This window comes from Zavarzinia sp., assembly GCF_041650655.1.
In the GTDB taxonomy this organism is placed as follows: domain Bacteria; phylum Pseudomonadota; class Alphaproteobacteria; order Zavarziniales; family Zavarziniaceae; genus Zavarzinia.
Genome location: NZ_JBAZKR010000006.1, coordinates 45,872 through 69,140, shown reverse-complemented (window position 1 = coordinate 69,140; position 23,269 = coordinate 45,872). Strand labels below are relative to the sequence as shown.

General features: G+C 70.5%; 25 protein-coding genes and 1 tRNA gene. 3 read left to right on the top strand and 23 right to left on the bottom strand.

What is annotated here, in order from left to right:
- From WC493_RS02540 to WC493_RS02445, 20 genes are all read right to left on the bottom strand, one after another.
- A partial coding sequence (locus WC493_RS02540) for a DUF2793 domain-containing protein (protein ID WP_373062189.1) occupies positions 1-1,824 on the bottom strand: 1,824 nt, incomplete at its 3' end.
- Between the two features lie 25 nt (positions 1,825-1,849).
- Entirely contained in the window at positions 1,850-5,830 is a 3,981-nt protein-coding gene (locus WC493_RS02535; protein WP_373062187.1) for a glycoside hydrolase TIM-barrel-like domain-containing protein, read from the bottom strand.
- Positions 5,831-5,832: 2 nt separating this feature from the next.
- Positions 5,833-6,273 (bottom strand): NlpC/P60 family protein, encoded by a 441-nt coding sequence (locus tag WC493_RS02530; protein ID WP_373062185.1) that lies wholly within the window; start codon positions 6,271-6,273, stop codon positions 5,833-5,835.
- Entirely contained in the window at positions 6,251-7,126 is an 876-nt protein-coding gene (locus tag WC493_RS02525) for a DUF2163 domain-containing protein (RefSeq protein ID WP_373062183.1), read from the bottom strand. The genes WC493_RS02530 and WC493_RS02525 overlap by 23 nt, the downstream gene beginning before the upstream one ends.
- Positions 7,123-7,752: a TIGR02217 family protein gene (locus tag WC493_RS02520; RefSeq protein WP_373062181.1), complete on the bottom strand. Its 630-nt coding sequence runs from the start codon at positions 7,750-7,752 to the stop codon at positions 7,123-7,125. Before WC493_RS02520 ends, WC493_RS02525 begins: the two co-directional genes overlap by 4 nt.
- An 8-nt stretch (positions 7,753-7,760) precedes the next feature.
- Positions 7,761-8,393 (bottom strand): hypothetical protein, encoded by a 633-nt coding sequence (locus WC493_RS02515; RefSeq protein ID WP_373062179.1) that lies wholly within the window; start codon positions 8,391-8,393, stop codon positions 7,761-7,763.
- A gap of 6 nt (positions 8,394-8,399) precedes the next feature.
- Positions 8,400-8,585, bottom strand: a complete 186-nt coding sequence (locus WC493_RS02510) for a phage tail assembly chaperone (RefSeq protein WP_373062177.1) — start codon at positions 8,583-8,585, stop codon at positions 8,400-8,402.
- 8 nt (positions 8,586-8,593) lie between these two features.
- Entirely contained in the window at positions 8,594-8,926 is a 333-nt protein-coding gene (locus WC493_RS02505; RefSeq protein WP_373062175.1) for a GTA-gp10 family protein, read from the bottom strand.
- 10 nt (positions 8,927-8,936) lie between these two features.
- A complete protein-coding gene (locus tag WC493_RS02500) occupies positions 8,937-9,341 on the bottom strand; it encodes a phage major tail protein, TP901-1 family (protein WP_373062173.1) in 405 nt (134 codons plus the stop codon).
- A 17-nt stretch (positions 9,342-9,358) separates the two neighbouring features.
- Positions 9,359-9,778, bottom strand: coding sequence for a DUF3168 domain-containing protein (locus WC493_RS02495; RefSeq protein WP_373062171.1), 420 nt, complete (start codon positions 9,776-9,778; stop codon positions 9,359-9,361).
- Positions 9,768-10,061 carry a hypothetical protein gene (locus WC493_RS02490; protein WP_373062169.1) on the bottom strand — a complete coding sequence of 98 codons (294 nt, stop codon included), beginning with the start codon at positions 10,059-10,061 and terminating at the stop codon, positions 9,768-9,770. Before WC493_RS02490 ends, WC493_RS02495 begins: the two co-directional genes overlap by 11 nt.
- Positions 10,058-10,375 carry a phage head closure protein gene (locus WC493_RS02485; RefSeq protein WP_373062167.1) on the bottom strand — a complete coding sequence of 106 codons (318 nt, stop codon included), beginning with the start codon at positions 10,373-10,375 and terminating at the stop codon, positions 10,058-10,060. Before WC493_RS02485 ends, WC493_RS02490 begins: the two co-directional genes overlap by 4 nt.
- Positions 10,372-10,944, bottom strand: a complete 573-nt coding sequence (locus tag WC493_RS02480) for a head-tail connector protein (RefSeq protein ID WP_373062165.1) — start codon at positions 10,942-10,944, stop codon at positions 10,372-10,374. Before WC493_RS02480 ends, WC493_RS02485 begins: the two co-directional genes overlap by 4 nt.
- Before the next feature lies 1 nt (position 10,945).
- Positions 10,946-11,338 carry a hypothetical protein gene (locus WC493_RS02475; protein ID WP_373062163.1) on the bottom strand — a complete coding sequence of 131 codons (393 nt, stop codon included), beginning with the start codon at positions 11,336-11,338 and terminating at the stop codon, positions 10,946-10,948.
- A 13-nt stretch (positions 11,339-11,351) separates the two neighbouring features.
- Positions 11,352-12,575, bottom strand: coding sequence for a phage major capsid protein (locus WC493_RS02470; protein WP_373062160.1), 1,224 nt, complete (start codon positions 12,573-12,575; stop codon positions 11,352-11,354).
- 44 nt (positions 12,576-12,619) lie between these two features.
- A complete protein-coding gene (locus tag WC493_RS02465) occupies positions 12,620-13,168 on the bottom strand; it encodes an HK97 family phage prohead protease (protein WP_373062159.1) in 549 nt (182 codons plus the stop codon).
- 2 nt (positions 13,169-13,170) lie between these two features.
- Entirely contained in the window at positions 13,171-14,403 is a 1,233-nt protein-coding gene (locus WC493_RS02460; RefSeq protein ID WP_373062158.1) for a phage portal protein, read from the bottom strand.
- 3 nt (positions 14,404-14,406) lie between these two features.
- A complete protein-coding gene (locus tag WC493_RS02455; RefSeq protein WP_373062156.1) occupies positions 14,407-15,729 on the bottom strand; it encodes a DNA-packaging protein in 1,323 nt (440 codons plus the stop codon).
- A complete protein-coding gene (locus tag WC493_RS02450; protein WP_373062154.1) occupies positions 15,626-16,150 on the bottom strand; it encodes a hypothetical protein in 525 nt (174 codons plus the stop codon). Before WC493_RS02450 ends, WC493_RS02455 begins: the two co-directional genes overlap by 104 nt.
- An 80-nt stretch (positions 16,151-16,230) precedes the next feature.
- Positions 16,231-17,040, bottom strand: coding sequence for an alpha/beta fold hydrolase (locus tag WC493_RS02445; RefSeq protein WP_373062152.1), 810 nt, complete (start codon positions 17,038-17,040; stop codon positions 16,231-16,233).
- Positions 17,041-17,271: 231 nt separating this feature from the next.
- Between WC493_RS02445 and WC493_RS02440 the strand changes: the two genes are divergently transcribed.
- Positions 17,272-17,784 carry a hypothetical protein gene (locus tag WC493_RS02440; protein WP_373062150.1) on the top strand — a complete coding sequence of 171 codons (513 nt, stop codon included), beginning with the start codon at positions 17,272-17,274 and terminating at the stop codon, positions 17,782-17,784.
- Between the two features lie 61 nt (positions 17,785-17,845).
- A tRNA-Thr gene (locus tag WC493_RS02435) sits at positions 17,846-17,920 on the top strand.
- 36 nt (positions 17,921-17,956) lie between these two features.
- On the opposite strand, the gene WC493_RS02430 is transcribed toward WC493_RS02435, so the two are convergent.
- The gene (locus tag WC493_RS02430) at positions 17,957-18,802 is read right to left on the bottom strand and encodes an exonuclease domain-containing protein (protein WP_373062148.1); all 846 of its coding nucleotides are present in this window, start codon (positions 18,800-18,802) and stop codon (positions 17,957-17,959) included.
- Between the two features lie 82 nt (positions 18,803-18,884).
- On the opposite strand from WC493_RS02430, the gene WC493_RS02425 reads away from it, so the two are divergent.
- Positions 18,885-19,523, top strand: a complete 639-nt coding sequence (locus WC493_RS02425) for a TetR/AcrR family transcriptional regulator (protein ID WP_373062146.1) — start codon at positions 18,885-18,887, stop codon at positions 19,521-19,523.
- Here the strand turns inward: WC493_RS02425 and WC493_RS02420 are convergent.
- Both WC493_RS02420 and WC493_RS02415 read right to left on the bottom strand, forming a co-directional pair.
- Positions 19,514-21,748 (bottom strand): DUF1302 family protein, encoded by a 2,235-nt coding sequence (locus WC493_RS02420; protein ID WP_373062144.1) that lies wholly within the window; start codon positions 21,746-21,748, stop codon positions 19,514-19,516. The genes WC493_RS02425 and WC493_RS02420 overlap by 10 nt on opposite strands.
- Before the next feature lie 12 nt (positions 21,749-21,760).
- The gene (locus tag WC493_RS02415) at positions 21,761-23,152 is read right to left on the bottom strand and encodes a DUF1329 domain-containing protein (RefSeq protein WP_373062142.1); all 1,392 of its coding nucleotides are present in this window, start codon (positions 23,150-23,152) and stop codon (positions 21,761-21,763) included.
- Positions 23,153-23,269 lie beyond the last annotated feature (117 nt).

Below are 23,269 nucleotides of genomic sequence, written 5' to 3'. Positions count from 1 at the left end.
GGCGCCGACGACGAGCTGGGCCGCAGTCGAACCATAGGGAACGCAGAAGACCCGACCGTCCAAGGTCAGGACGCCGCCGTAGAAGGCGCTGCTGCCGGGATAGGTCCCCGCGGGCGTGGTCAGCGTGTCGCTCACCGGGTCGTAGATCCGGCCCGAGGTCGAGTCATAGGGCACGCAGAAGACCCGGCCGTCCGGCAGCAGCACGCCGCCGATGAAGGCACCGCTGCCACCGGGATAGGTCCCCGTGGGCGTCGTCAACGTGTCGCTCACCGGATCGTAGATATTGGCCGCACTCGCCCTGGAGGGGACGCAGAAGACTCGGCCGTCCGGCAGCAGCACGCCGCCGATGAAAGCGGCGGACACACCGGAATAGGTCCCCGTGGGCGTCGTCAGCGTGTCGTTCGCCGGGTCGTAGATCCGGGCCGAGGTCGCGTTGCAGGGCACGCAGAAGACCCGGCCGTTCGGCAACAACACGCCGCCCGCGAAGGCCGCGCTGCCAGGGTAGGTGCCCGCCGGCGTGGAGACGGTATCGCTCGCCGGGTCGTAGATCCGGGCCGAGGTCGCATTGTAGGGCACGCAGAAAACCCGGCCGTCCGGCAACAGCACGCCACCCGCGAAGGCCGCGCTGCCAGGGTAGCTACCCCCTGGTGTGGAGACGGTGTCGCTCGCCGGGTCGTAGATCCGGGCGGAAGTCGCGTTATAGGGCACGCAGAAGACCCGGCCGTCCGACAGCAACACGCCACCCCGAAAAGCGCTGCTGCCGGGATAGGTCCCCGTGGGCGTCGTCAGCGTATCGCTCGCCGGGTCGTAGATCCGGGCCAAGGTCGAGTTGCAGGGCACGCAGAAGACCCGGCCGTCCGGCAGCAACAGGCCGCCCCGGAAGGCACCGCCGCCGGGATAGGTCCCGGCCGCGCCGGTCACGCCGTCCGCCGTCGCGACCGGCGCGAGGCCGTCGCGCGTGCCGGCCGCGAGCTTCTTGTGGCTGGCATAGATCGAGCGCAGCACGGCAGCGGGTGGCAGCCGGTCCAGGCGCACGGGGTGACCCGTCGCCTTCAGCCGGCCGGTGACCGCGAGCGCCCCGTTGACGGTGGCGAGCGCGCTGGTCGAAGTGATGTCGCCATTGGCGCCGGAAGCCGCGGCACCCAAGGTGGCGCGCATGACCGCGGCACTCGCGCCCGCCAGCAGATCGCGGCCGAGACTGCCCAGGGCGGTGGTTGCGAAGGCATTGCTGCCGGTCGCATAGATCACCTGGTCGGCCGCGGTCGACAGTCCAGCGAGTGCCGCCAAGAGGGCGGGCAGCCGGGCCGAGGCCAGCGTGCCCATGGCCTCCGCGCCCGAAAGATCGACCGCCGACCTGGTGGCGAGCCCCCCCAGTGCCAGCGTGGCCCGCGCCGCCACCGCATCGGCGGCACCCAGCAGGACGAGGCCGAAGCTACTCGCCTGGGCGTCGTCGAGCTTGGCGTCGAGCGCCGGGCCGAGGCCGCAGACCTCGCCGAGACCGACCCAGGCGGTGCCGTTCCAGAGCAGCGACAGGGCCTCGTCCAGGACATGGACGACGAGGCCGGCCGGCGGCGCCAGGAAGACCCAGCCGGTGCCGATCCAGGCGGCGATCTGCCCTGCCCGCCCGGCCCAGGCATCACTCGGCGATGCCGCCACCAGGTAGCAGTCACCCTGGGAGGGGCTCGCCGGCGGGGTGCCCAGGTCGCGGTCGAGCACCGTGGCCGCTACCGCGATGTCGAGCAGATTGAGGGCACCGTTGTGGGTCACCTCCTTCTGGGCCTGGGACTGCACGATATAGGGCATGGCCAGACGTGGCGTCGCCATGGGTCACCTCGCTAGAAGGAAGGGATCAGATCGTGGCGGTGGCGCCCGGGCCGCGGCCGACCATGGCCGAGAGTTGGAACACCCGCAGCACCACGACCGACGGCACCCAGCCGAAATCGGCTGCCGCCTCGGCCGCCGTATAGACGGCTTCGGGGGCGGTGGCGGCGATCGTGCGCTTCACCGCGGGGCCGGCGCCGTCCAGGATGTCGACCTCGTAGCGCTCGGCCTCTTCGGCCAGCGGCACGTCCGTGCTGTCGCACCAGGTGCCGCCGCTCCGGGTCCGCCGGATCCAGCGGATCGTCAGGTTGCCGGCGCCGTCGCGCGTCCCCGTAACATGGGCCGGGGCATAGGGCCGAAGCCCCACGGCCCGCGCCGTGAAACTCGTCTCTTCCCACGACGGATCGGCTTCGGGCAGCGCCGCCGGCCCGTAGCGGTAGAGACGCGCCACATTGCGGTCGGCCAGGGTCAGCTCGAGCGGGCGCAGCGCACCGTCGAGCAGCACCACCATGGCACCCGCCGGCACCGGCGCCCGCATCGCCTGCTCGGTGCCGAGGCGCCCGCGCAGCAAGCCACGCAGGTCGTAGCGCCGGGCGCTCACCGGCGCGGCCTCGGCGAACTGCAGGATTTCCCACTCGCCGTCGGGGTTCAGCACGGCGAGCGCATTGGCATCGCTGCTCAGCACGGCATCGCGCGGAACACTGGCGAGGGTGCCGGCAAAAAGCTCGACGCCCAGGACGTTGCCCTCGTCCCAGAAGTCGGCCGGGCCGTCGTAGAGCGGATAGGTGGTGACCCCCATGGTGGCGGACAGGGGCAGCACGGCATTGGCGGCGAATGTGTCGCCGCCGATCGAGCTGGTGACCGCGACCGCTGCCGCCGGGCTGGTCGCTGCCGCCGCGAAGGGCCGGTGACCGGCCACCGTCTCGTCGATCAGCGGCAGGTCGAGGATGGCGAAGGCGAGGCCGGCCGGCGGGGTCAGGGTGGCGAGCCCGCCGGGCCTGCCGCTCGGCAGAGCCAGGCGGTGGCTGGCCGGCTCGACCGTCACCGCCTCGATCCGCCGCGTCCCCTCGTCGACGATCCGGCCGATGCGCAGGATACGGCGCTCCACGCCGGTCTCCAGGGTGACGACGTCGCCCGGATCGAGCCGCAGCAGGGACGGCGGCAGGGCGAAACGCAGGGCATCCCGTCCGGTCCAGGCCTCGATCAGCAGGCGCTCGGCGATGCCCAAGGCCTGGCCCTCGTCGAGCACCAGCGGCAAGGCGAGCTGACGCCGCCCACGTGCCCCGCCGGCGAGCCGCCGGCTGGTGACCGACGACGAGCGATAGTCGCGCTGGCCGTCGACATAGGAAATGGCGACTTCGGCCGGCAGTTCGATGTCCTGGGCGCGGACCACCGTGAGGTCGCTCTCGCCCTGTTTCGCCTCGGTGAGATCGGCCAGGGTCAGGGCGGTGTGCGGCTCGCCGCCCCGGTGCAGGAAGCGGAGGACGCCGCCGCTCTCCACCGCGTCGAAGGAAAAGGCCTGCATCAGGCTCTCGATCTCGCTGCGCGGGCTGACCGCCCGGTCACGCAGGTAACCGGTGACGACACCGCGCAAGGCGCTCACGTCGATCCGCCCGGCGTCGAGCCCGGCGCGGGCGCAGATCTCGGTGACGAGGCCGCCCAGGTCGGCCAGCCCGACCTTGCCGTTGAGCCAATGGCCGAGTGGCCAGAGATCGCCGTCGCCCCAGAGGTCGTCGCGCGCCGGCCAGGCCGGGAAGGGCCGCGCGTCCCAGGTCCAGACCGCGATCTCCCCGACCATGCGCCCGCCATAGAGGGGCGAGACCGGATTGCTCGCACTATCCGGACCGAAGCGGCGGAGCCAGGCTTCCAGACCCTTGCGCTGGCCGATGTCGTCGCGCGCACCGGCGGAGAAATAGGGCAGTGCGGATTCGGACGATTTCGGATCATAGAAGACATTCGGCTGATTGGCGCCGCGGTCGACGCTGGGCAGGCCGAGTTCGGTGAACCAGAGCGGTTTCGACATCGGCACCCAGGCGGTCGGGCTCGCCGCTTCGCTGCCGCCCGGCCGCTCGTGATGGACATTGGACCACCAGGCGCGGAAGTCCTTCGGGCGGAACACCCAGGGCTTGCCATAGGCGCCGTCGGTGATCGGCGTGCGCCGCTGGGTGGCACGGTCGGCATCGCTCGCATAATACCAGTCGAAACGCTCGCCGCCCTCGACATTGGCGTCGAGATAGGCGGCGTCCTGCGGCCCGCCGAAGCCGGCGAGGGCGTCGAGATGGGCGTCGCCGTCGCGCCAGTCGGCCAGCGGCAGGTAATTGTCGATACCGACCGCGTCGATCGCCGGATCCGCCCACAGGGGATCGAGGTGGCAGCGGACGTCGCCGCTGCCGTCCGCCGGCTGATGGCCGAAATATTCGCTCCAGTCCGCGCCATAGGTGAGGGCGACGCCGGGGCCGAGCACCGCCCGGCAATCCGCCGCCAGGGTGCGCAGTCCCGCGACGAAGGGATAGGAACCCGCCGCATCGCGAAGCGTGGTCAGCCCGCGCAGTTCGGAACCGAGCAGGAAGCCGGTGACGGCGCCGGGATCGAGCGCGTTCACCGCCGCCGCCAGCTTGGCGTAATGCAGGATCATGCGGCGATAGGACCATTCCGCCGGCCCCGAATAGGAAACGCCGACGGCATCCCCCGCCCCGACCGAGACAGCGACCTGCCCGCGCGTCACACTGCCCAGGAAGGCCGCCACTTCCACCGCCGCAGCAGCACTGCCGTCCAGGCTGCCGGCGTAACCCGGTGCGACGGCGGCGGTGATCCGCCCGCGCCAGGGATAGGCCGGCTGGCCGCTTCCCGCACCATGGTCCGAATAGGGGTCGGGCAGCGTATTGCCGGCGGCGATGTCCATGAACAGGAAGGGATAGATCACCACCTGATAGCCGCGCGCCTTCAGCTCGCGGATCGCCCGCACGAGCGAGCGGTCGTCCGGCGTGCCGCCGAAGGCGATGCGCCCGCTCGCCGGATCGATCGAAATGGCAGGGACCGCCGCCCGGTCCTGGCCGTGGACGCGCCAAGTGACCGCGGCGCGCCCGTCGAAGGTGAATTTCGATGCCAGTTCGGCGCGCGGGCGGATCGTGCAGTGACCGGCGCGCAGGTCGTCGCCGAACCAGCCGACGGTGAGAAAGACCCGGCGCACGGCGGGCAAGGCGGCCGCGAGATCGTCGAGCGCCGGCAGGAGATCGGCCCTGGTGTCGCTGGCGCTCCTGTTCTCCGGCACCAGGGTGCCGGACGGCGTGGCATAGCCGCCCTTGGTGATCACATGGGTATCATAGGCGAATTCGCCCGAAGCCGGGATCAGGGTGACGGCGCGCACCATGTCTTCGAGCCCGGGCTCGGCAGGCGCCACCCGCCGCGTCACTTCGAAGGTGAGCTGGGGCAGGCGGTTGCCGAAGGCTTCGATCGCCAGTTCCTCGAACACGACATAGGCGGTGCCGCGATAGGCCGGCGCCTGGCCGGCGCCCTCGATCCCCTCGATCAGCGGGTCCGGCAGTTGCGCGTGGTCGCCCGGATAGACCCGCATGGTGACGGTCGAGAGGTCGAGCACCTTGCCGTCGGCCCAGACCCGCCACACCCGGTCAATGGCACCTTCGCACAGGCCGACCGCGAAATTGGCGTAATAGCTGTAGGTCGTGACCTTCTGGCGCGAGCCCCCGCCCCCACCCTTGCCGCCGCCGCTGCTGCTGGTGCTCGCCACTTCCTTGAAGCGGGTGGCCCAGATCACCTGGCCGGCCAGGCGGATGCGCCCCGCCACCGCCGGAATGGCGGCCCCCTCGTTCGAGTTCTGCACCTGGAGGTCGGACAGACGCGGGCCTTCGCGCTCGGTGGTGCGACCGAACAGATTCTGGTCGATGACCGCCCCCGCGACCGAAGCCGCCACCGTCGCGGCCGCCGCCAGCCACAGGGGCGCACCCGCCGTCAGGGCCGAGGCCGCGGCGGTGAGGACCAATGTCGCCATGGTCAGACCTTTCCCGGAAAACGGAAGGCGAAGCGAAGCCGCGCCGCCCACCAGGGCACGATCGCCACTTCGGCCACGGGATGGGCCTGATAGGCATGGATCATGCGGGCAGGCCCGGTCTTGATCGCGCAATGCTTGGCCGGCAGCCCCGGCCCATAGGCGAAGAGCAGCACATCGCCCGCCGCGGCCACGTCCGGTGCGATCTCCTCGAGATGGCGGCGCGCGGCCTCGGCCAGGGTTTCCTGGCGCCGCGCCTCGGCCCAATCGGGACCATAGGCGGGCGGAAGTTCCGGCTCGCCGCCATAGAGCTCGCGCCAGACCCCGCGCACGAGACCCAAGCAGTCGCAGCCGACGCCCCTGAGGCTGCCCTGGTGGCGATAGGGCGTGCCCGCCCAGGCGCGCGCCGCGGCGATGATCGCCTCAGCCGAGACGGGAACCGTCATTGCCCTGCCCCTGGTTCGGATAGGAATAGACGAAGTCGGTGCCCGGCATGTGCGGGAAGCCGCCGAAGTTGACCGCATTGCCGAAGCGCGCCACGCAGGTCGCGAAGCGCCGGTCGCAGCCCATCGCCACTTCCGCCGTGTCGCCGATCGCAAACCCCCGGGGCGGCGCCAGCAGGAAGGTCAGGGCGCCGCCGCGCTGGGCCACGACCTCGGCCTCCAGGCCCGCATTGGCGCCGCCGGTCCAGACCAGGCGGCCCTGGTCGAAGACGCCATCGGAAAACGCTTCGATACCGGCGACCGCGACGGCGATCCGGCTCGCCACCGCCGTGACCGTCACCGTCGCCCGGCGCCCCGGCCCGGAGAGATCGACGCGGCAGCGGGTATCGCCCAGGTTCCAGGCGCAACGCCGCTCGAAGCTCCGGCCGATGGTCTGGTCCAGGGCATCGGCGAGGCCGCGCAATTCGGCCGAAAAGCCGCTCCGCCCCCGCGTCACCTGGCCGATCCACCCGCGACGGAGCAGCACGCGCTGGCTCACATCCTGCCAGTTCACCAGATGAACCAGGCATTCGGCACCGTCGTAGCGGCCGGCGGCGAGGTCGGCCTCGGCGATCGCGGCGGAGGACAGCGCCCCCTCGACATCGAGGTTGGAGACGGAAAGCCCGAGGTCGCTCTGGATCGCCGAGGCGGTGAAACCGCTGGCGGCGCGATGGGTCACGCCGTCGAAGGTCAAGTCGCGGTCGTGATCGGTGAAGCCGAGCACGACACCGTCGCGCCGGATCACCCGCCAGCAGCGCGCCAGCGTGGTGACCCCGCCGGCCAGATGGGCGGCCAGGCCCGCGTCGAGCGTCTTCACGGCAGCACCTCGATCAGCGGAATGGAGGGTACTTGGCCGGCCCTGAAATCGGCCAGCGACAGACTCAGCCGGTCGAGGTCGAAACGGACGGCCACATCGAATTCGAAACCGGCGGTGAGCACGGCTCCCGCTGCCGGCGGCGTCGCGAAAGTGACGATGCCGGTCGCAGGGTCGAGCGAGAGGCCGATCGCCGGCACCGCCACGCCGCCGTTGGCGACGACGACCGTACCGGCCACCGGCCGCGTGATCGCCCGGACATGGCTCTGCCCGCCGGAGACATAGGTCTTGGCGAGTTGAAACACCGTGGTCGTGCCGTCGCCGGTGCCGAGCGGCTGGTCCAGCATGGAGACCTGGGCCAGCGGCGGGCAGGATTTCCAGTCCAGCCAGTCGCGGAAGCGGAAGGCGTTGAGCTTGCCGCCGCGCGCCTCGAAGAAGGCGATCACCGCGTGCAGGTCGTCGTCCGAGCGGAGCCCGAGGCCGGCGTCGTAGCGCCGTCGGGAGCCGGCCCAGAGCGCGTTCCGCTCCTCGTGGCCGCTCGCCAGCGTCACCACCTCGACCCGGCGCTCCGGCCCGCCGCTCGAGCCGAAGGCGACCGAGAGGGGAAAACGGACATCGTGGAAACTCATGGTTCACCTCAGGAATAACGCCGGGCGGCGCCGAGGGCGCGCACCATGGCCGCCGCCACCTGGCCCTGGCTCTGTCGGAACGACGCGATGTCGGGCGTCGAGATATTGACCGTGATGCGCGGCGTGGCATCGCCCGTGGCCGCCCCGGCCTGCACCGCGCCTGCGCCGTCGGGCACGAAAAGTTCCGGCCCGTTCTCGCCGACGACATAGGCGCGATCGGGCGAGACCGGCCCGCCACCGGCCCGGAAGCCGCCGAACAGGCTGCCCAGCAGGTTGCCGAGCCCGCTCGCCGTCGAGCCGCCGCCCGTCTCGCCAGCCCCCGAGAGAGCGGCCAGGGCATTGTTCAGCGTGTCGTTCAGCACGAGGTCGGAGAGTTTCAGGGCCATGCGCGAGAGCACCTGGTCCCACTCGATCTCGGTCCCCGAGATGGCGGCGACCAGGGTGGAGCGAATGGTCTGGCCCGCACTCTGCACGCCGCGGGCGAGCAGGTCGAAGACGCCCGAATCGCTCCCCTCGCCACCAAGGGCGGTGGCGAGATCGCTGGCGGCGCTGCCGGCCATCTGCTCGGCCTCGCCGAAGGCCTGGCGGAGCGGGGTGAGATCGGCGGCGAATTCGACCAGCAGACTGTCGACGACCGGCATGGTTCCTCACTCCCCGCCCAGGTGGGCTTTCAGATTGTCGAGGTCGGCCCGCCCGGCCGGCACCGGCCGGACCAGGCGGCGCAGGGCGATGCGGGCGGCGAGGGCCGCGATCAGATCGCGCGGGGTGGCGGCCCAGGCTTGGCCCGGCGACCAGCCGAACAGCGCCATGGCGGTCCCGGCCGCCTCCGCCACCCCGCCGATCACAAAGGGCTGGGCACCCCCTCGCCCGGCGCCAGCGCCGCCGCCAGCAGGGCGGCACAGGCGGGTGCGACGCGGAGCAGCCCGCTCTCGATCACCAGCTCCCCCACCGCCGCCTCGCCGCCCCCGCCGGCCTTCAGCGCCGGCAGCAGGACGGCGACCACGTCGCGCAGGCTGTAGCTGTCGTCGAGGAAGCGCCGCGCCAGGGCGACGATGCCGCAACCGGCCATCGCCTCGGTCTCGGCCAGGGCCTCGAAACTCGGGCGCAGCACGCGGTCGACGCCGCCGAGGCGGACCAGGACCTCGCCCCGGGCGGCGTTATGGGCTTCGGTCATCGCAGCCTCCTCACGCGAAGGTGACAGTGCCGGCGGATTCGAGGGTGACCGAGAAGGTCTCCTCGCCGTCGTGGTCGCCGGCATAGTCGAGGGCGGTGACCAGGCAGGGCGCCGTCACCGTCGATCCGTCGCCCCGCGCGATCCGCCAGTTCCGCCTGGTGCGGCCGAGGAACAGGCTCCGCACCGTGTCATGCGCCGTGCCGCTGTCGAACACGCCGGCCCCGGTGAAGGTGAAGGATTGCAGGCCGGCACCGTCGAGCAGTTCGCGCGTGCCGGCCGAATCCTTCGAGGTGACGTCGACCGTCTTCAGCCGGGCCTTGATCCCGGTCGAGCGCAGGCCCGCGACCGTGACATAGGCGCCCGAGCCGGTGGTATCGACCTTGAGCAGGAAGAGATCGCCGCGTTGCTTGGACATGGGGAAACTCCGGATGGTTAGGGCGCGTCGGCCGGCTCGGTCACGGCGAGCAGGCGGAGCACGCCGTGGCTGGTGACGCCGTCGCCCTCGTCGAGCACGGCGGTCGACTGAACCCTGAGCGAGATGCAGGCGAGCCCGGACCCGAGGGCCGGCGGCTGGCGATGCAGGGCTGCGGCGAGCAGGCCCAGGATCTGCTTCGCCTCCGCCCGGCCGCGGTAGCGCGACCAGACGTGCAGGGTCAGGAGGTGACGCTGGCCGTTCCGTGTGGCACTGCCATCGTCGGCGACGTCCGCTTCGCCGATCACGACCTGGGGATAACCGCCCGGCTCCGGCCTTCGGTCGTGCAGGCGGGGGCCGATCAGGGCGGTGAGCGCGCCGTCGGCGGTGAGCCGGGCGAACAGCGCCTGCTGCAGGGCGAGGCTGGCATCAGGCACCATCGATCGCCTCCTTCAGCTTCTCCGCGGCGAGATCGGCGAAATCGCCGCGCATCGCTTCGACCGCCGGGCCCACCACGGGCGCCGCCGGAACGCTCAAACTGCCATATTCGCGTGTCAGGGCACCCGTGACGGAGACCTTGGCCACGCTCCCCGCGGCCTCGACCATGACGGCGAGACCCTGATTCGCGACCCGTGTCGCCAAGCGTTCCGCGGCACGCGTGACCGCGACCCCGGCCGCAGCCTCGATCGCGGCCCTTGTGGCGGCAAAGCCCGGCCCGCTCATTGCCCGGCCCCGCTGCGCGCGAGCAAGGTGACCAGGTCGCGCCGGGGCGCCGGCAGCACGGCCAGGATGTCGAGCGCCATGCCGCGCCAGAGCAGGCGCCAGTCGGTCGACAGCGCCGCCCTGGCGCGGATCGTGATGCGCCAGGTCACTTGGGCCTGGCGCGCGTCGGCCGCCACCGGCTCGCTGCCGGTGGTGGCTTCGACCGCGGCCCAGACGGTGGCGACATCGGCCCAGGAAAGGGCACCGCCGCCCGCCCCGTCGTCGCCGATCTCAGGGCGCTGGAACGTCACCCGCTCGCGTAAGGTGCCGATCACAGCCGCACCACGCGGTAGGGCGCCCACAGCGCCTGAACGCCGAGCGGCAAGGCTGCCGGCCCGCCCACTTCCCGGCTCTCGAACAAAGTGCCGACCAGCACCGCCATGCCGCGCCGGATCGGTGCCGGGACATCCTCCGGATCGCTGCCGTAACCAGCCCGGTAATCGACGGCGATGGCATTGGCCGCCCGCCCCGCGAGCGGCGCCGAAGCGCCCGCCCGCAGCACCAGGCGGCCCGGCGTCGCCACGCGGTCGGCGAGCCAGAGGGCGGGGTCGAGCGCCGCCTCCTGGTCGTCCTCGTCGAAGGTGGAGACACCGTCGACCGCGAGCAGCGGCGGCCGGGGCAGGTCCAGGGCGCGCCGCCCGGCGGGCCAGCGGTCGAGCCACAGGCGGAAGCCCTGGGCGATCAGGGCGCGCCCGGTGAAGCCTTCCGCCGCCTCGCGCGCGGCGCGGATCAGCGCCGCCACGAGGTCGTCTTCCTGCTCCCCGTCGAGGCGGAGGTGGAGCTTCGCCTCGGCGAGGGAGAGCGGCTCGATGGCCGGCCCGGTGGTACGCTCCAGACCCGCCATGTCACACCCCCTGGCGGGCGCCGTCACCGCGCAGGATCTGGGCGGCACTGGCGGCCCCGCTGGTCGCCCCGGCGACGGTCAGCACGGCGCGGAGATAGCGCCCCGGCCCGCGATAGCCGACCGCCTGCACGCTGTTGGCCCCGCCCACGGCGGCGAGTGCGGTGAAGGCGGTGCTGAGCTGACCGGCCGGCACCGCGCTGTAGGACGCACCGTCGGCCGAGGCTTCGAGGCCCGGCGTGTGGCTGCCGTCGGTATAGGCGCCGAAATGGAACAGCACGGTGGCGCCGTCGTAACCCCGAAGGTCCACGGCGGTGCCGGTCGCACTGGCGGTGCGCACCGCCGGCGCCAGGCTGTGGGCGGCGGCGATCTGGCCGGAGAAATCGCGAATGGTCATGTTTTGTTCTCCTTCAGGCGCCGAATTTCATCAGCTTGATGGCGTCGAAATCGAGCACGTCGCCGCCGACGCGCTTGGTGGTGTAGAACTTCACCTGCGGCTTGGCGGTATAGGGATCGCGCAGCGTGCGGATGCCCTGACGGTCGACGATGGCGTAGCCTTCGCGGAAATTGCCGAAGGCGATCGAGAGCGAGCTGTTGCCCAGCGCCGGCATGTCCTCCGCCTCGACCACCGGATAGCCGAGCAGGCTGGCCGGCTGGCCGGCGGCGAGCCCGGGCTGCCAGAGGTACTGGCCGCTGGTCTCGTCCTTCAGCTTGCGCACTTCGGCCGCGGTCGCCCGCGCCATCACGAAGCTGGCGCCGCTGCGATAGCCGGCCTTCAGGGCATAGGTCAGTTCGATCAGGTCGTCGGCCGGGGCGCTCGCCGCGAAGCCGCCGTTCACGCCGGTCGCGACATGCTGCAGCGTGCCCCAGGCGCGGGCCGAATCCGCCGTCGCCGCGGTCGCATAGGTGGTGAAGCCGCGCGGCTGGCCGACCCCCGTGCCGGCGACGAAGGCGGCATTCTCGGCCCGCCCCATCTTCTCCGCGACCTTCTGGGCGAGATAGGCCTCGACGTCGAAACTGGCGTCGTCGAGCAGCTTCTGCGACACCCGGGGTTCGGCATAGAGTTCGTGCACCGGAATGCGCCAGAGGGCGACCGGCGGCGTCGTGGTCTCGCTCCGGGCGTCGACCTCGCCGGCCCAGCCGGCGGCCGCCTCGCCGAGGTCGAGCATGCCCTCGACCGCATCGGCGGTGATGGTCATGACCGAGGCGATCGGACGGATCGGGCTTCCCTCCTGCAGGCGGGTCACGATGCGGTCGGCCATTTCGGCGGCGACCAGATAGCCGCCGTCGGGATCGCTGATCACGCTCATCGCCTTCCGCTCCAGGCCCGGCAGCTCGTGGTCGATGCCCTTGCGCAGGAACAGGGAGAAGGCGGCGGCATGGGCCTCCGCCGCGGCACCGCGGGCCTTCACCCGGGCCTGGCCGGGCCGGGCATAGGCGGTCTCCAGCGCGGCCACCGTATCGGTCAGGCGGCCCACTTCGGCGTTCAGGCGCTCGACCTTGTCGGTGGTCAGGATGTCGGCGCGGCCCTTGGTCTCGATCTCGGCCAGACGGCGGTCGTTCTCCGCCCGGAAGGCGGCGAAGGTCCGTGCCAGCTCGTCGGTCGCGGCATGCACGGTCGAAAGTTCGGTCATCGTTGTTCCTTTCAGGGGCGAAACGCCACCGCCGGGAGGCGGTGTCAGGAGCGAAGAGCCGCCGCGGCGCGGCGGAGGTTGGCCAGGATGCTGTCGGCGCTGGCCGCTGCCGCCGGGCCGGCGGATTTCACCCAGTCGACCCTGGCCGCCTCGTTGGCCGGCAGGGTAACGAGGGAGATCTCATGGAGCTCGACCGTCTTGAGCAGGCGGGCGCCGTCCCCGGCGATGCCGGCGGCGACGGTCGAATAGCCGATCGAGAGCCCGTCCAGCGCACCGAGGCGGAGCAGGGCGACGGCATCGCGCCCCCGCGCCGTCTCCAGCGACAGGCGACCCTCGACGCGAAGGCCCTGCTCGTCCTCGGCGACGAGGTCGAGGCGGCCGATCGGTTCGGCCATGTCGTGCTGCCACAGGAAGGGCGGCCAATGGCCGAGCCCGGCCCAGCGCTTCAGGCTGGCCTGGAAGGCGCCGGGCAGCACCCGGTCGCCCTGGGCGTCGGTCACGCCGAAGCGGCTGGCATAGCCGGCGAAACTGCCATCCGGCGCCAGCCGCTTCAGCGACCAGGGAAAGGGCCGCGTCACCTCGTAGCAACTCATGGTCAATTCTCCTCGGGCAGGGGGCCGTAACCGAGGGCGGCGCGCCGCTCGTTCCGGGTCAGATCCTGTGCGGCCGCGACCTTGGCCCAGCGTTCGGCGCGCCGGGGCTCCAGGGCCGGCACCTCGTCGAGGTCGGGCTCCAGGCCGGCGATGCCGAAGCCGGGGCCGTAAGCCCGGGCGAAGGCCCGCGCGATCGCCTGGGCCAGCGGCACCACCGTGTCCTCGTAGAGGGCGAGGCGGGCCTCGGCGTAGTTGGCATAGGTCTGGGCGTCGGGCACGCCGACCAGTTGGGGCGGCACCCCGAAGGCGAGCGCGATTTCGCGCGCCGCCGCGTTACGCCCGGCGATCCAATCCATGTCGGCCGGGCTGAGGCTCAGGGGCTTCCAGTCGAGCCCGCCGTCCAGCAGCAGGGGACGGCCGGCGTTGCGCGCGCCTTCGAATTGTTCCGCGATCTCGGCCTTCAGGCGCTCGAACTGGTCGTCCGCCAGGGCCGCCGGTCCGTCCTTCGGCTGATAGACCAGGGCGCCGGAGGGCCTGGCCGCATTGTCGAGCAGGGCCTTGTTCCAGGCCCCGGCCGCATTGTGCTGGTCGATCGCCTGGGCCGCCGCCTCGAGCGAGGAGAGCCCGTGCCAATCGTCCAGCGGATGGAAGGTCTTCAGGTGCAGGATGGCGGAACGGCCGCTCAGCGGGTCGACCGGGATCAGCCGGACTTGCTCGCCCTCTCGGTGCTCGTAACCGGTCGGGACACCGCCCGGCCCCGCCTGCACCGTGACCCGGTCGGGGCGCAGCAGGTGCAATTCGCGCGGCCGGCCGGGCGGCCCCACCGCCTCGACATAGGCATTGCCGGCGATCAGCAGTTGCGCCGCCAGGGCTTCGCGGAAAGCGGTCCCCTCGTCGCGCGGGTTGGGCCTGGCCATCAGGGCGTCGAAGGCGGGCACCGAAACCTCCCGCCCCTCGCCGTCCCGGGCGATCCAGGGGATCGCGGCGACGCTGCGCGAGACCAGCGCCACCGCCCGGTGCACGACGACGTTCCGGACATAGCCTTCGTCGGCCAGGGTGGCGTAACGCCGGGCGGTCCAGCGCGCCCCCTGGGGCGGCGACCAGGCCATCAAGGCGCGGCCGAGCGGCCCCGCCGCCCGGGTCTCCGGCACCGGGATCTCCGCGGGCCGGACCAGGCGGCGCAGGCGCGCGATCAGGCCCGGCGCCGGCGCCGGGCCGTTCTTTCGTTCCGTCATGGCTTACAATCTCCGCAGACGTGGCGCGGGCGCGTCCGGCCCGGTCATGAGGTCGGTCAGAGCCCAGACCAGGGCATCGACCCGGTCGCACGGTCCCTCGGGGCCGTTCGCCGTGAAGCGGCACATCTGGTCTTCCAGCGTCTCCAGCCCGGCGACGTGAAAGACCCGGCCCTGTTCATAGAGGGCGGCGATGGGCTCCGCCCGCACCGCCTTGCCACGGGCGGCACGCACCGCCTTGAAGGGCACGGCGGGGTCGAGCGTCCGGACCAGGCTCTCCACGAGGTCCCCGCCTTGGTTCACCTCGGCGACCAGCCGGTCGGCCTGATGGCGGCGAAATCCTTCGATCGCGCGCCGCGCCCAGGTGGTCGGCGCCAGCCGGCCGGAGAGGTCGGCCAGCACCAGGGCGGTGCCGTCGCGCCGCCGGGCCGCGACCACGATCCCGGTCTCCGCCCCCTCGTCCTCGCCCGCGGCGCCCACGGCGGGGTCGACGCCGACGACGACGCGGACATAGTCGTCCGCAGGCGGTGCCCGCCGGGCATCGAGCAGGCCCCGGGTCCAGAGCGCGCCCGCCACGTCCTCGACCAGTTCGGCATGAAGCTCCTGCCGGCCGAGGCGGGTGCCCTGATAGCGCCGCACCACTTCGGCCAGGAAGCTGGGGGCCAGATGGGCCCAATTGTCGAAGGTCGAGCCGCGCGTCACCCGAACCCCGGGATCGCCCAGCAGGCCTTTGATCAGGCCGCTCGGCTTCGGCGTCGTGGTCGCCAGGAAGCGCGGCGCCGTGCCGAGGCGCAAGCCCAGCAAAAGCTGGTCCCAGGCATCGGCATCGCGCCATTTGCACAGCTCGTCGGCCCAGGCGAGGTCGTGCTGCGGCCCGCGCAACTGGCCCGGCCGCTCCGCCGAAAAGGCGGTGGCGACCGCGCCGTTGGGCCAGGTCAGCAGGCGCTTCGACGGTTCCCACAGGGGCTTCATCCAGGGCGGCGAAATCGCCAGCAGGCCGGATTCCCCCTCGATCATCACCTGGCGGGCATCGGCCGCGGTGGCACCCACCAGGGCGATCCGCCGCGCCCGGCCCGCCTCCACTTCGGCGCGGATGAATTCGGCACCGGCCCTGGTCTTCCCGAAGCCGCGCCCGGCCAGCACCAGCCAGCCGTGCCACGTTCCCTCGGGCGGCAGCTGGCTCGGCCGCGCCCAGAATTCCCAGTCGTAGAACAGCGCCTCGGCCTCACGCCGGCTCAGGCTCCTCAGGAAGTCCGCCCGCGTCTCGGCCGACAGCGAGGCGAGACAAGCGGCCCTGAAGGCGCTCGCGGATTTCGGCGCCGTCGCCATCCTGCTCCCCCGCTTGGTCGCTACGGTCGAGGCCGAAGGCCTGGCGTTCCAGGCGGATCAGCCGTTCGGCGGTGGTGCCGAGGGCGCGCACCAGGCCGGCCACGGTCTCGGCCCCGGCGGCGAAAGGCCCCTCCTCCGGCGGCCCGGTCGGTGCCGCCAGGTGATCGCGAAGGCCCTGCTGGACCTGGCCCAAAGTCTCGCGCAGGTCGGCGAGCAGGCGGCGATGCGCCCGCGCCACCTCGAAGCCGCGCCGCGCGGCGAGGTCGGCGTCACCGCCGCCCCGGATCCAGCCTTCGTCCTTCGCGCGCCGCCGCAGGGCAGCTTCCGAGAGGCCGTAACTCTCGGCGATTTCGGCCAGATAGAGCTGGCCCAGGCGATAGTCCCGCTCGACGCCGCGCCAATCGATGGGAGCGTCGCTCATCGCTATGCCTTTCGGGGACTGTAGTGATTATGTACCCATAATGTGCACAATGAGCCCAATAGTCAAGCAGATTTTGTGTCCTAAATGCGCGCGACGAGGGCATCGATGGCAGCAGCCACCTTTTCCGGCTGTTCCATCGGAATGAAATGGCTGGTCCCCGGCACCTGTTCCACCACGGCGTCCGGATGCAGCACCTTGAGCGCCCGCGCGCCGTCGGCCCGCAGGGTCGACTGATGCTCGGCATAAAGCGCGGTGATCGGGCAGGTCACCCGGGAAATGCGGCGCCAGAAGGCCAGCGAGATGGTCGAGAAGGTCCTGGCTTCCCAGGCGGGCGTGCAGGCGAGGCGCACCGTGCCGTCCTCCTGCTCGACCGTGCCGCCCTGGACATAGGCATCGAGGAAGCCGGGCGTCCAGGTCTTGAAGGCGCCGCGCCCGCGCCAAGCCTCGATCATGGCCTCGCGGCTGGCCCAGACGGCCCGGCGCCGCGCCGCCCGCTCGGCCAGCGGCATCCTGCCTGCAAGGCCGGTCGCCCGCGCCAGCGCCATGGCCGGCACGGCGGCGCGCGGCACCACGGCGGGATCGATCAGCAGGAGCCCGGCCACCAGATCGGGATGCAGCGCCGCCAGTTCGGCGCTCACCGCCCCGCCCATGGAATGGCCGGCCAGAACGGCCTTCTGCCCGAAGCCCTGGAGAATCGGCACGAGATCATGGACATAGCGGAGCCATGAGCGGAGCCGGCCCGCCTCCGCCGGCACGGTGCTCAAGCCATGACCCCGGAGATCGACCGCCCGGACCGTAAAGCGGTCGCACAATTGCGCCAGCAGCGGCGCATAGGTCTCGGCATTGAAGCCGGTCGCATGGGCGAAATGGATGAGTGGTGCCTGCCCCATCGGCGGCCCCCCGGCCAGGCAGGAAAAATGGCCGCTGCGCGCGGGGATTTCGATTCGGGCGAGTGGGGACAAGCGGCACATCCTCGTTCTGTTGCGCGCCATCCTGGAGCAAGCCATGCGCCGCCGTCCATCGACGGCGATGCTGCGATGCGATAGATTGGCCGTCACACAAGGGCCACAAAGATCGAGTCTGCTCCCGCCATGGTACGCCGTCTGACCGATGAACCCCCGATGCGCGGGCTCGAGCCCGAAGCCGTGCGCCCCGGCGCCATCGGCCGGGTCGAGCCCATAGGCCTGCGCCCGCCGCCGCAGCGCCGCCGCGGTCCCGACTGGGGCCTGGTGCTGATCACCCTGGCCTTTCTGGGCGGGGCCGGAGGCCTGCTCTATTTCGGCTACCTCAGGACCAAGGACGGCCTCCTCGAGGCGGGCGAGACCCATACGATCGCCGGCCGGCCCGACACGGTGATTCCCGACAATAACGGCACCCCGCCCGCCACCCGCCCGGGTGCGACCGGCGCCAGCGGTACCACCACCGGCACCACGGGGGGCACCGCCGCCCCGCGTGCGCCGATGCCGAGCGGCAGCGGCTATTCCCTGACCGACCAGGGTGTCCAGGGCGGCGACGTCTCGACCCGGCCCGGCGCCCATTCGGCGCCCGAGCCCCAGGGCCGCGAAGCACCCCGGCCGACCTCGTCGGCCCCGGGCACGCTCCAGGCCCCGCCGGGCGTGAAGCCGGTGAAATAGAGCTATAGACTGCTTGCGCATCGCCGCCGCCTGTGGCAGTTTCCGCGCCCTGACCGGGAACGCTGCTGTAGCTCAGTGGTAGAGCACTCCCTTGGTAAGGGAGAGGTCGACAGTTCAATCCTGTCCAGCAGCACCAGTCAGTCGAAACGGCCGCCCACCCGGGCGGCCTTTTTCATGTCTGGGCCAATAGGGCGCGAAAGCCGTCCTCGTCGATGATGCGGATGGCATGGCCCTGGGCGGCCATCGCTTCGGCGCGGAGTTGCTTCGAACTCTTGCCCCCCTCGTCGGCGCCGACCACCAGGAAGGTGGTGCGTGGCGAAACCGAGCTGTCGACCGCGCAGCCGGCCCGGGCCGCCAGGTCGGCCGCCGCCTTCCGTGCGATCGAGAGGGTGCCGGTAAAAACCACCACCTGGCCCGAGAGCGGCCCGGTGGGATCGCCCAGGCGGCGCACGTCCTCCCGCCGGCGCGATCGGATGGGAGCACTCGGCGCCGCCTGAAGCGCCAGCCATTCCTCGATCCCCCGGCCCGACTCGGCCAAGGCCGCCAGCACCACGTGGCCGGCCGCCTTGGCATCCTCCAGCGCGTGGTGATGCTCGAAGCGATAGCCGATCATGGCGGCGAGCGGCGCCAGGCCGAAGCCCCGGCGCGCGCAATGGGCCCAGGTCCGCCTCGCCATGCGGGCCGAATCGAGCCAGCGGCATTCGGGCTCCGCCACCCGCCAGCGCGCCGAGGCCCGTTCGGTGGCGACCCGGTCGAAGGCGGTATGGGTGGCGACCACCGTGCCGTCCAGCATCCGGTTCAGTTCGGGTGCCAGTTCCTCATAGGTCGGCGCGCCCCGCACCATCTCGGGCGTGATGCCGTGGATGGAGATGTTGAAGGCGTAGAAATCGTCCCGCGGGTCGATCAGCGAATAGAATTCGCCGGCCAGCTTGCCGTCCTCGAAACGGGCGATGCCGATCGAGCAGATCGAGCCCGTATCGCCATTCGCCGTCTCCACGTCCATGGCCAGGAAGTTCATCGAAGCGGTACCCCTTGGCACCCCGTGCCGACGCGAGCAGAATGCGTGAAATACTCACATAAAATAGGTGGGGGGACGCGCCATGGCCAGGGGCCTTGCGATCGACATGAAGAAGCGCCCGCGCCAGCGCCGGGCGGAAGCGACGGTCGAGGCCATGCTCCAGGCGGCGGACGAGCTGCTCTGCGCCCTGCCCTACGACAGGGTCACCACGAACCGGATCGCGGAACGGGCCGGCGTCGGCATCGGCTCGCTCTACCAATATTTCCCGAACAAGGAGGCGATCGTCGCCCGCGTCGTCACCCAATGGGTCGACGCCATGCTGGCCGAGGTCGGTGAGCGGCTGGCCGCCAGCGCCCAGCTCGAACTGGCCGCCGCGGCCCAGGCCATGGTCTCCGCCCTGTTCGAGGTCGTCGACCGGCATCGGGTCAAGGTCCGCCTGATCCTCGAGGTGATCCCCTTCGCCCTGCAGATCCCGGCGGTCGCCGAACTGCCGGCCAGCCTGATCGCCATCTCGGCCGCGACCCAGGCTTCGATCCGTGACCGGCTGAATTTCGCCAGGCCCGAAGCCGCCTCCTATGTCCTCATGGTGATGTCGCGCGCCTCGATCATCGAGACCGTGCTGCATTGTCCGCGCCACATCGACCGTGCCGACATCGAATATACGATCGCCGATTTCGTCGCCCGCATCATGCTCGGCAACGCCCCTCCCCCTCAGAACTGATAGGTCGCGGCGATGCCGATGAAGTCGCGGTCGATGAAGGGATTGCGCGAGCCGTTGGGCCCGCCGCCCGCCCCGAAGGACTTGAAATAGTTCAGGGTGACCGAGAAGCTCTGCGAGAATTCACCGCGCAAGCCGAACAGCATCGAGGTCATGCCCTTGGTGAAGCCCGGCAGCGGCGCCGGCGTGATGCCGAAGAGGCCGGTCGAAAAGGCCACCGAAGGCTGCAATTTCACCCCCGGCACCAGGTCCGGATAATCGAAGACGAAGAGGCCCTGCACCCCACCGGACCATTTGGTCGGGGTCTTGCCGGTGTTCCAGAACGGATCGCCCAGGTCGGTCACCGGCACCGGGGGCGAGATCTGATTGTCGCCCGGCAGGCCGAAGGAACGGCTGTAGAAGCCCGAAAAGCCGTTCTGGCCATAGGCACCGTAAGGATAGCCGTCGCGCAGGTCGACATGGAGCGCGCCGAATTCGACCAGGGCGATGACCGAGGTCGCCCCGATCAGCGAGGCGATCGGATCGGTGCCGCCGAAGATCTTGGTCAGGCGCAGCGCCGCCTGCCAGACGTCGTGCGGCTCGTCGGCATAGACCCGGCGGCCGGGGACATGGCTGTCGTCGAAGGTCTCGCCCGCCGGGCCGTCGGCGATCGGCGCGATGCCGAAATTATTCACATAGACAGGACCCAGCGGCAGGGTCTGGCCGCCGATCGTGGGCTGGCCGATCGGCAATTTCGCATTGGCCGTGCCCTGGTCGATCGGGATGCCGCCCACCTGGTCCAGCGACTTGGCGAAGAAGGCCGGGGCGGAGATGAAGATCGGCACGTCGTGTTTCCACGAAATCTCGCCGTTGATGGCGAGGCCGGTCCAATTCTCCGTCGTGTTGAAAGCCATGCCCAGCATCTGGAGATTGTCGGGGTAATAGACATAGAAGGCGCTGTTATCGAGATTCTTCAGCACAGTCGAGCGCGGCAGGGTGCCGATCGGCGGCTGGATCGCCGCCCCGGCCACGGGACCGATCAGCGGGTTCAACAGGTCGGAGGCGAGATTGCCGCTGGTCACGAAGCCGGGCACCAGGGCGCCGAGCGCCGTGGTGATCGCCTGTTGCTGCTGGAGCCCCAGGGTGCCGACCAGGGAACCGAGGGCACCCGCCTGGGCCTGCGCCAGGTCGACCTGGCCGGTGCCCTGGGCATAGCTCTCCGGCGCCTGGAAATAGAGCGAGGGCAGCCGGCTCCGGTACTTCACATAATAGAATTGGAACTCGGTATTGTTCAGCTCGGGCGCGAAATAGCGCATGGAGAGGCCCCAGTCGCCGGCATGGGGATCGTCCAGCCGGTGGATCGGGATGCCGACGGAAAGGGCCTGCGGCCCGCTGCCATAGGGCGGGGCCGGATTGTCGTAATCGGCGGCATTGTCGCGCCCGACCGTATATTCCCGCCGGTCGCCGAAATCGGTGAAGACCGAGGTGCCCTTCGCCCCCTCGCACAGATTGTCGTTGAAGGACAGGAAGCTGCCGCAGACCGGCAGCCGCGCCGGCTCGAAATCGAGCTGATAAAAGGCTTCGAACGACGGCCCGTCGTTCAGCTCGTAGGCGAGCTTGATCAAGGGCACCGGGATCAGCGCGTCCTTCAGCTCCGCCCCCGGGGTCAGAATCTTGGTGACGTCGATCGGATTGATCACCGAAATGCCGTTCAGGGTGAACAGCGCCTCGCCCCAGTTCAGGATCTGACTGCCGATCTTGACCTGGAGATTGTTGTCGAACAGGTTGAAATTGCCGCCGACATACCATTCGCGGAGCGTGGCGTCCCAATTCGCCTTGTCCAGGGCATTGGGCGAATAGCGGCCACGATAGGGCCGCTCGGCCGGGCCGTTGGCCGCCAGGTGATTGTTCAGCGCGACCGAATCGACGAAGGCTTCGCCGCTCACCGTGGCGAAGAAGTCGCGCCACTTCAGGCGTGCCTCGCTGCGGATCGTGGTGATCTGCGAGATCAGGTCGTATTTGTCGAAATTCAGGTTGCCGTCGTCTGAATCGGCGGGCGTGTAACTGCCACCGTTATAATAGCCGACGTTGCGCGGGTCGCGGTCGGCCATGCGCATCTGGGCGCCGATCGAGAGCGTGGTGATGACGCTGCCGGTGACCTCGTCGCCCAGTTCGAAGTCATAGGCGGCGGCGGAGGTCGCCATGGCGGTCAAGCCGGCGGCGGCGAGCAGAAAGCGGCGGCGAGCCATGGTCCGCGCCTCCTATTGCGAACCCATCCGTCGCACGGCATCGGGCGAGAAGACCGCGGAATCCAGGTCCTTCGGCTCGAAGTCGACCGGCCTTTCCTCGTTCACCATGCCGAAAGTCAGATATTTGCCCGATTGCAGGTCGTAGGAAATCTGCACGGCCGAGGAACAGAGCGGCACCTCATAGGCGCTCAGCAGCGGGCCTTCCTGCATCCGCCACAGCGCGCCATGGGTGTCGTAGGCGTCGATCATGACGATGTTCCAACTGTCCTCGTCGAGGTAGAAGCTGCGCCGCCCGTAGATGTGCCGGGTGCCCTCCTTCAGCTTCGATTCGACCACCCAGGCCCGGTGCAATTCGTAACGATTGAAGTCCTGGTTGATGTGGTTCGGGGTCAGGATCTGCTTGTATTTGTATTTGTCCGAGGCGAGCTCATAGGCGTTGTAGCCCATGTAGAGCTCGCGCTTGGGCTGGAGCGTGAAGCTGAAGCGGTCGGTCGCGCCGTTATACATGTCGAAAGTGTCGGCGGGGGCGAGGCCGTCGGTCTGCGGCGCCGGATTGTCATAGGCGATGTCGGGGGCGCGCAGCAGGCGCCTTGTGCCCGGGTTGTAGATCCAGGCCTGGCGCGGCAGTTCCTTGGCGTTGATCGTGTCGAGCACCAGGACGATGGTCCCGGCCGAACGCGGCGGATAGGTGATGAAGTTCAGGTAGGAGATGGCGATGTTGTCGAGCTGCTTGATGTCGCTCACGTCGCCGATCTTGTTCAGGCCCGGGCCGTTGTAATGGGCGATGCCCTCGTCGTGGCCGCGCACCAGGTCGTAGCTGCCGTCGCGGGCCACCAGGGCGGCGGTGAACCAGCGCCGCGCCTTGAAGCCGCGGTAGCGCAGCCGATGGTTCCAGATCGCCTCGACCCCCGATTGCGGAATCGGGAAGGGATTGCCCAGCAAGGCGTCGTTCAGGCCGTTGTCGTCCTCGGTCATGGTCGCCGTGACGGCATTCCGCTTGTTGGCGTCCAGCACCCGCTGCGGCAGGGTGCAGCTGCGCCGGCTCTGGTAGACCGGCAGCTTGTAGGTCGGATAGAGCTTCAGCAGGGCGATCTGGCCGGTGGTCAGGCGCGCCTCGTATTGCTTCAAGTTCTGGCCGGTGATGGTGAACAGCGGCTTGTCGTCGGGAAAGGGGTTCGGGTAGTGCATGCCCGGCTTGTAGCCGGCGGGCGGCGCGGTCATGCCGCCGGTCCAGGGCGGAATCGAGCCGTCGGCATTGCCGGCGCGCACGGCGCCCATCGGCGTCAGGTCCTTGTCCAGCCGGTCCGCCTCGGACTGCGCCACCTTGGCCGCCGCCCCCTCGACGGTGATCGCGCCGAGCAGGCCCGCCAAGGCCCCGACCAGGACCCACGCCTTCATCTTCATGCCCTTCCCCCCTGTGGCCGGTCTCGTGGCCTGCCCTTGCCGGGCATGGCCTTCGCCGGATTTCCGACTCCAGGTTGAACAAGCCCGCCGCCCTTGTGAATTCGCGTTCCCGCCGCC

What these genes read in the sequence shown, in the direction of transcription:
- WC493_RS02430 (WP_373062148.1), bottom strand. Translation starts at nt 18,802, where the DNA reads ATGAACTTCCTGGCCATGGACGTGGAGACGGCGAATGGCGATACGGGC.
- WC493_RS02455 (WP_373062156.1), bottom strand. Translation starts at nt 15,729, where the DNA reads ATGGCGACGGCGCCGAAATCCGCGAGCGCCTTCAGGGCCGCTTGTCTC.
- WC493_RS02470 (WP_373062160.1), bottom strand. Translation starts at nt 12,575, where the DNA reads ATGACCGAACTTTCGACCGTGCATGCCGCGACCGACGAGCTGGCACGG.
- WC493_RS02490 (WP_373062169.1), bottom strand. Translation starts at nt 10,061, where the DNA reads ATGAGCGGGCCGGGCTTTGCCGCCACAAGGGCCGCGATCGAGGCTGCG.
- WC493_RS02450 (WP_373062154.1), bottom strand. Translation starts at nt 16,150, where the DNA reads ATGAGCGACGCTCCCATCGATTGGCGCGGCGTCGAGCGGGACTATCGC.
- WC493_RS02480 (WP_373062165.1), bottom strand. Translation starts at nt 10,944, where the DNA reads ATGGCGGGTCTGGAGCGTACCACCGGGCCGGCCATCGAGCCGCTCTCC.
- WC493_RS02495 (WP_373062171.1), bottom strand. Translation starts at nt 9,778, where the DNA reads ATGGTGCCTGATGCCAGCCTCGCCCTGCAGCAGGCGCTGTTCGCCCGG.
- WC493_RS02505 (WP_373062175.1), bottom strand. Translation starts at nt 8,926, where the DNA reads ATGACCGAAGCCCATAACGCCGCCCGGGGCGAGGTCCTGGTCCGCCTC.
- WC493_RS02465 (WP_373062159.1), bottom strand. Translation starts at nt 13,168, where the DNA reads ATGAGTTGCTACGAGGTGACGCGGCCCTTTCCCTGGTCGCTGAAGCGG.
- WC493_RS02530 (WP_373062185.1), bottom strand. Translation starts at nt 6,273, where the DNA reads ATGACGGTTCCCGTCTCGGCTGAGGCGATCATCGCCGCGGCGCGCGCC.
- WC493_RS02500 (WP_373062173.1), bottom strand. Translation starts at nt 9,341, where the DNA reads ATGTCCAAGCAACGCGGCGATCTCTTCCTGCTCAAGGTCGATACCACC.
- WC493_RS02445 (WP_373062152.1), bottom strand. Translation starts at nt 17,040, where the DNA reads ATGGGGCAGGCACCACTCATCCATTTCGCCCATGCGACCGGCTTCAAT.
- WC493_RS02515 (WP_373062179.1), bottom strand. Translation starts at nt 8,393, where the DNA reads ATGCCGGTCGTCGACAGTCTGCTGGTCGAATTCGCCGCCGATCTCACC.
- WC493_RS02415 (WP_373062142.1), bottom strand. Translation starts at nt 23,152, where the DNA reads ATGAAGATGAAGGCGTGGGTCCTGGTCGGGGCCTTGGCGGGCCTGCTC.
- WC493_RS02420 (WP_373062144.1), bottom strand. Translation starts at nt 21,748, where the DNA reads ATGGCTCGCCGCCGCTTTCTGCTCGCCGCCGCCGGCTTGACCGCCATG.
- WC493_RS02535 (WP_373062187.1), bottom strand. Translation starts at nt 5,830, where the DNA reads ATGGCGACATTGGTCCTCACCGCCGCGGCCTCGGCCCTGACGGCGGGT.
- WC493_RS02460 (WP_373062158.1), bottom strand. Translation starts at nt 14,403, where the DNA reads ATGACGGAACGAAAGAACGGCCCGGCGCCGGCGCCGGGCCTGATCGCG.
- WC493_RS02425 (WP_373062146.1), top strand. Translation starts at nt 18,885, where the DNA reads ATGGCCAGGGGCCTTGCGATCGACATGAAGAAGCGCCCGCGCCAGCGC.
- WC493_RS02440 (WP_373062150.1), top strand. Translation starts at nt 17,272, where the DNA reads ATGCGCGGGCTCGAGCCCGAAGCCGTGCGCCCCGGCGCCATCGGCCGG.
- WC493_RS02475 (WP_373062163.1), bottom strand. Translation starts at nt 11,338, where the DNA reads ATGACCATTCGCGATTTCTCCGGCCAGATCGCCGCCGCCCACAGCCTG.
- WC493_RS02520 (WP_373062181.1), bottom strand. Translation starts at nt 7,752, where the DNA reads ATGAGTTTCCACGATGTCCGTTTTCCCCTCTCGGTCGCCTTCGGCTCG.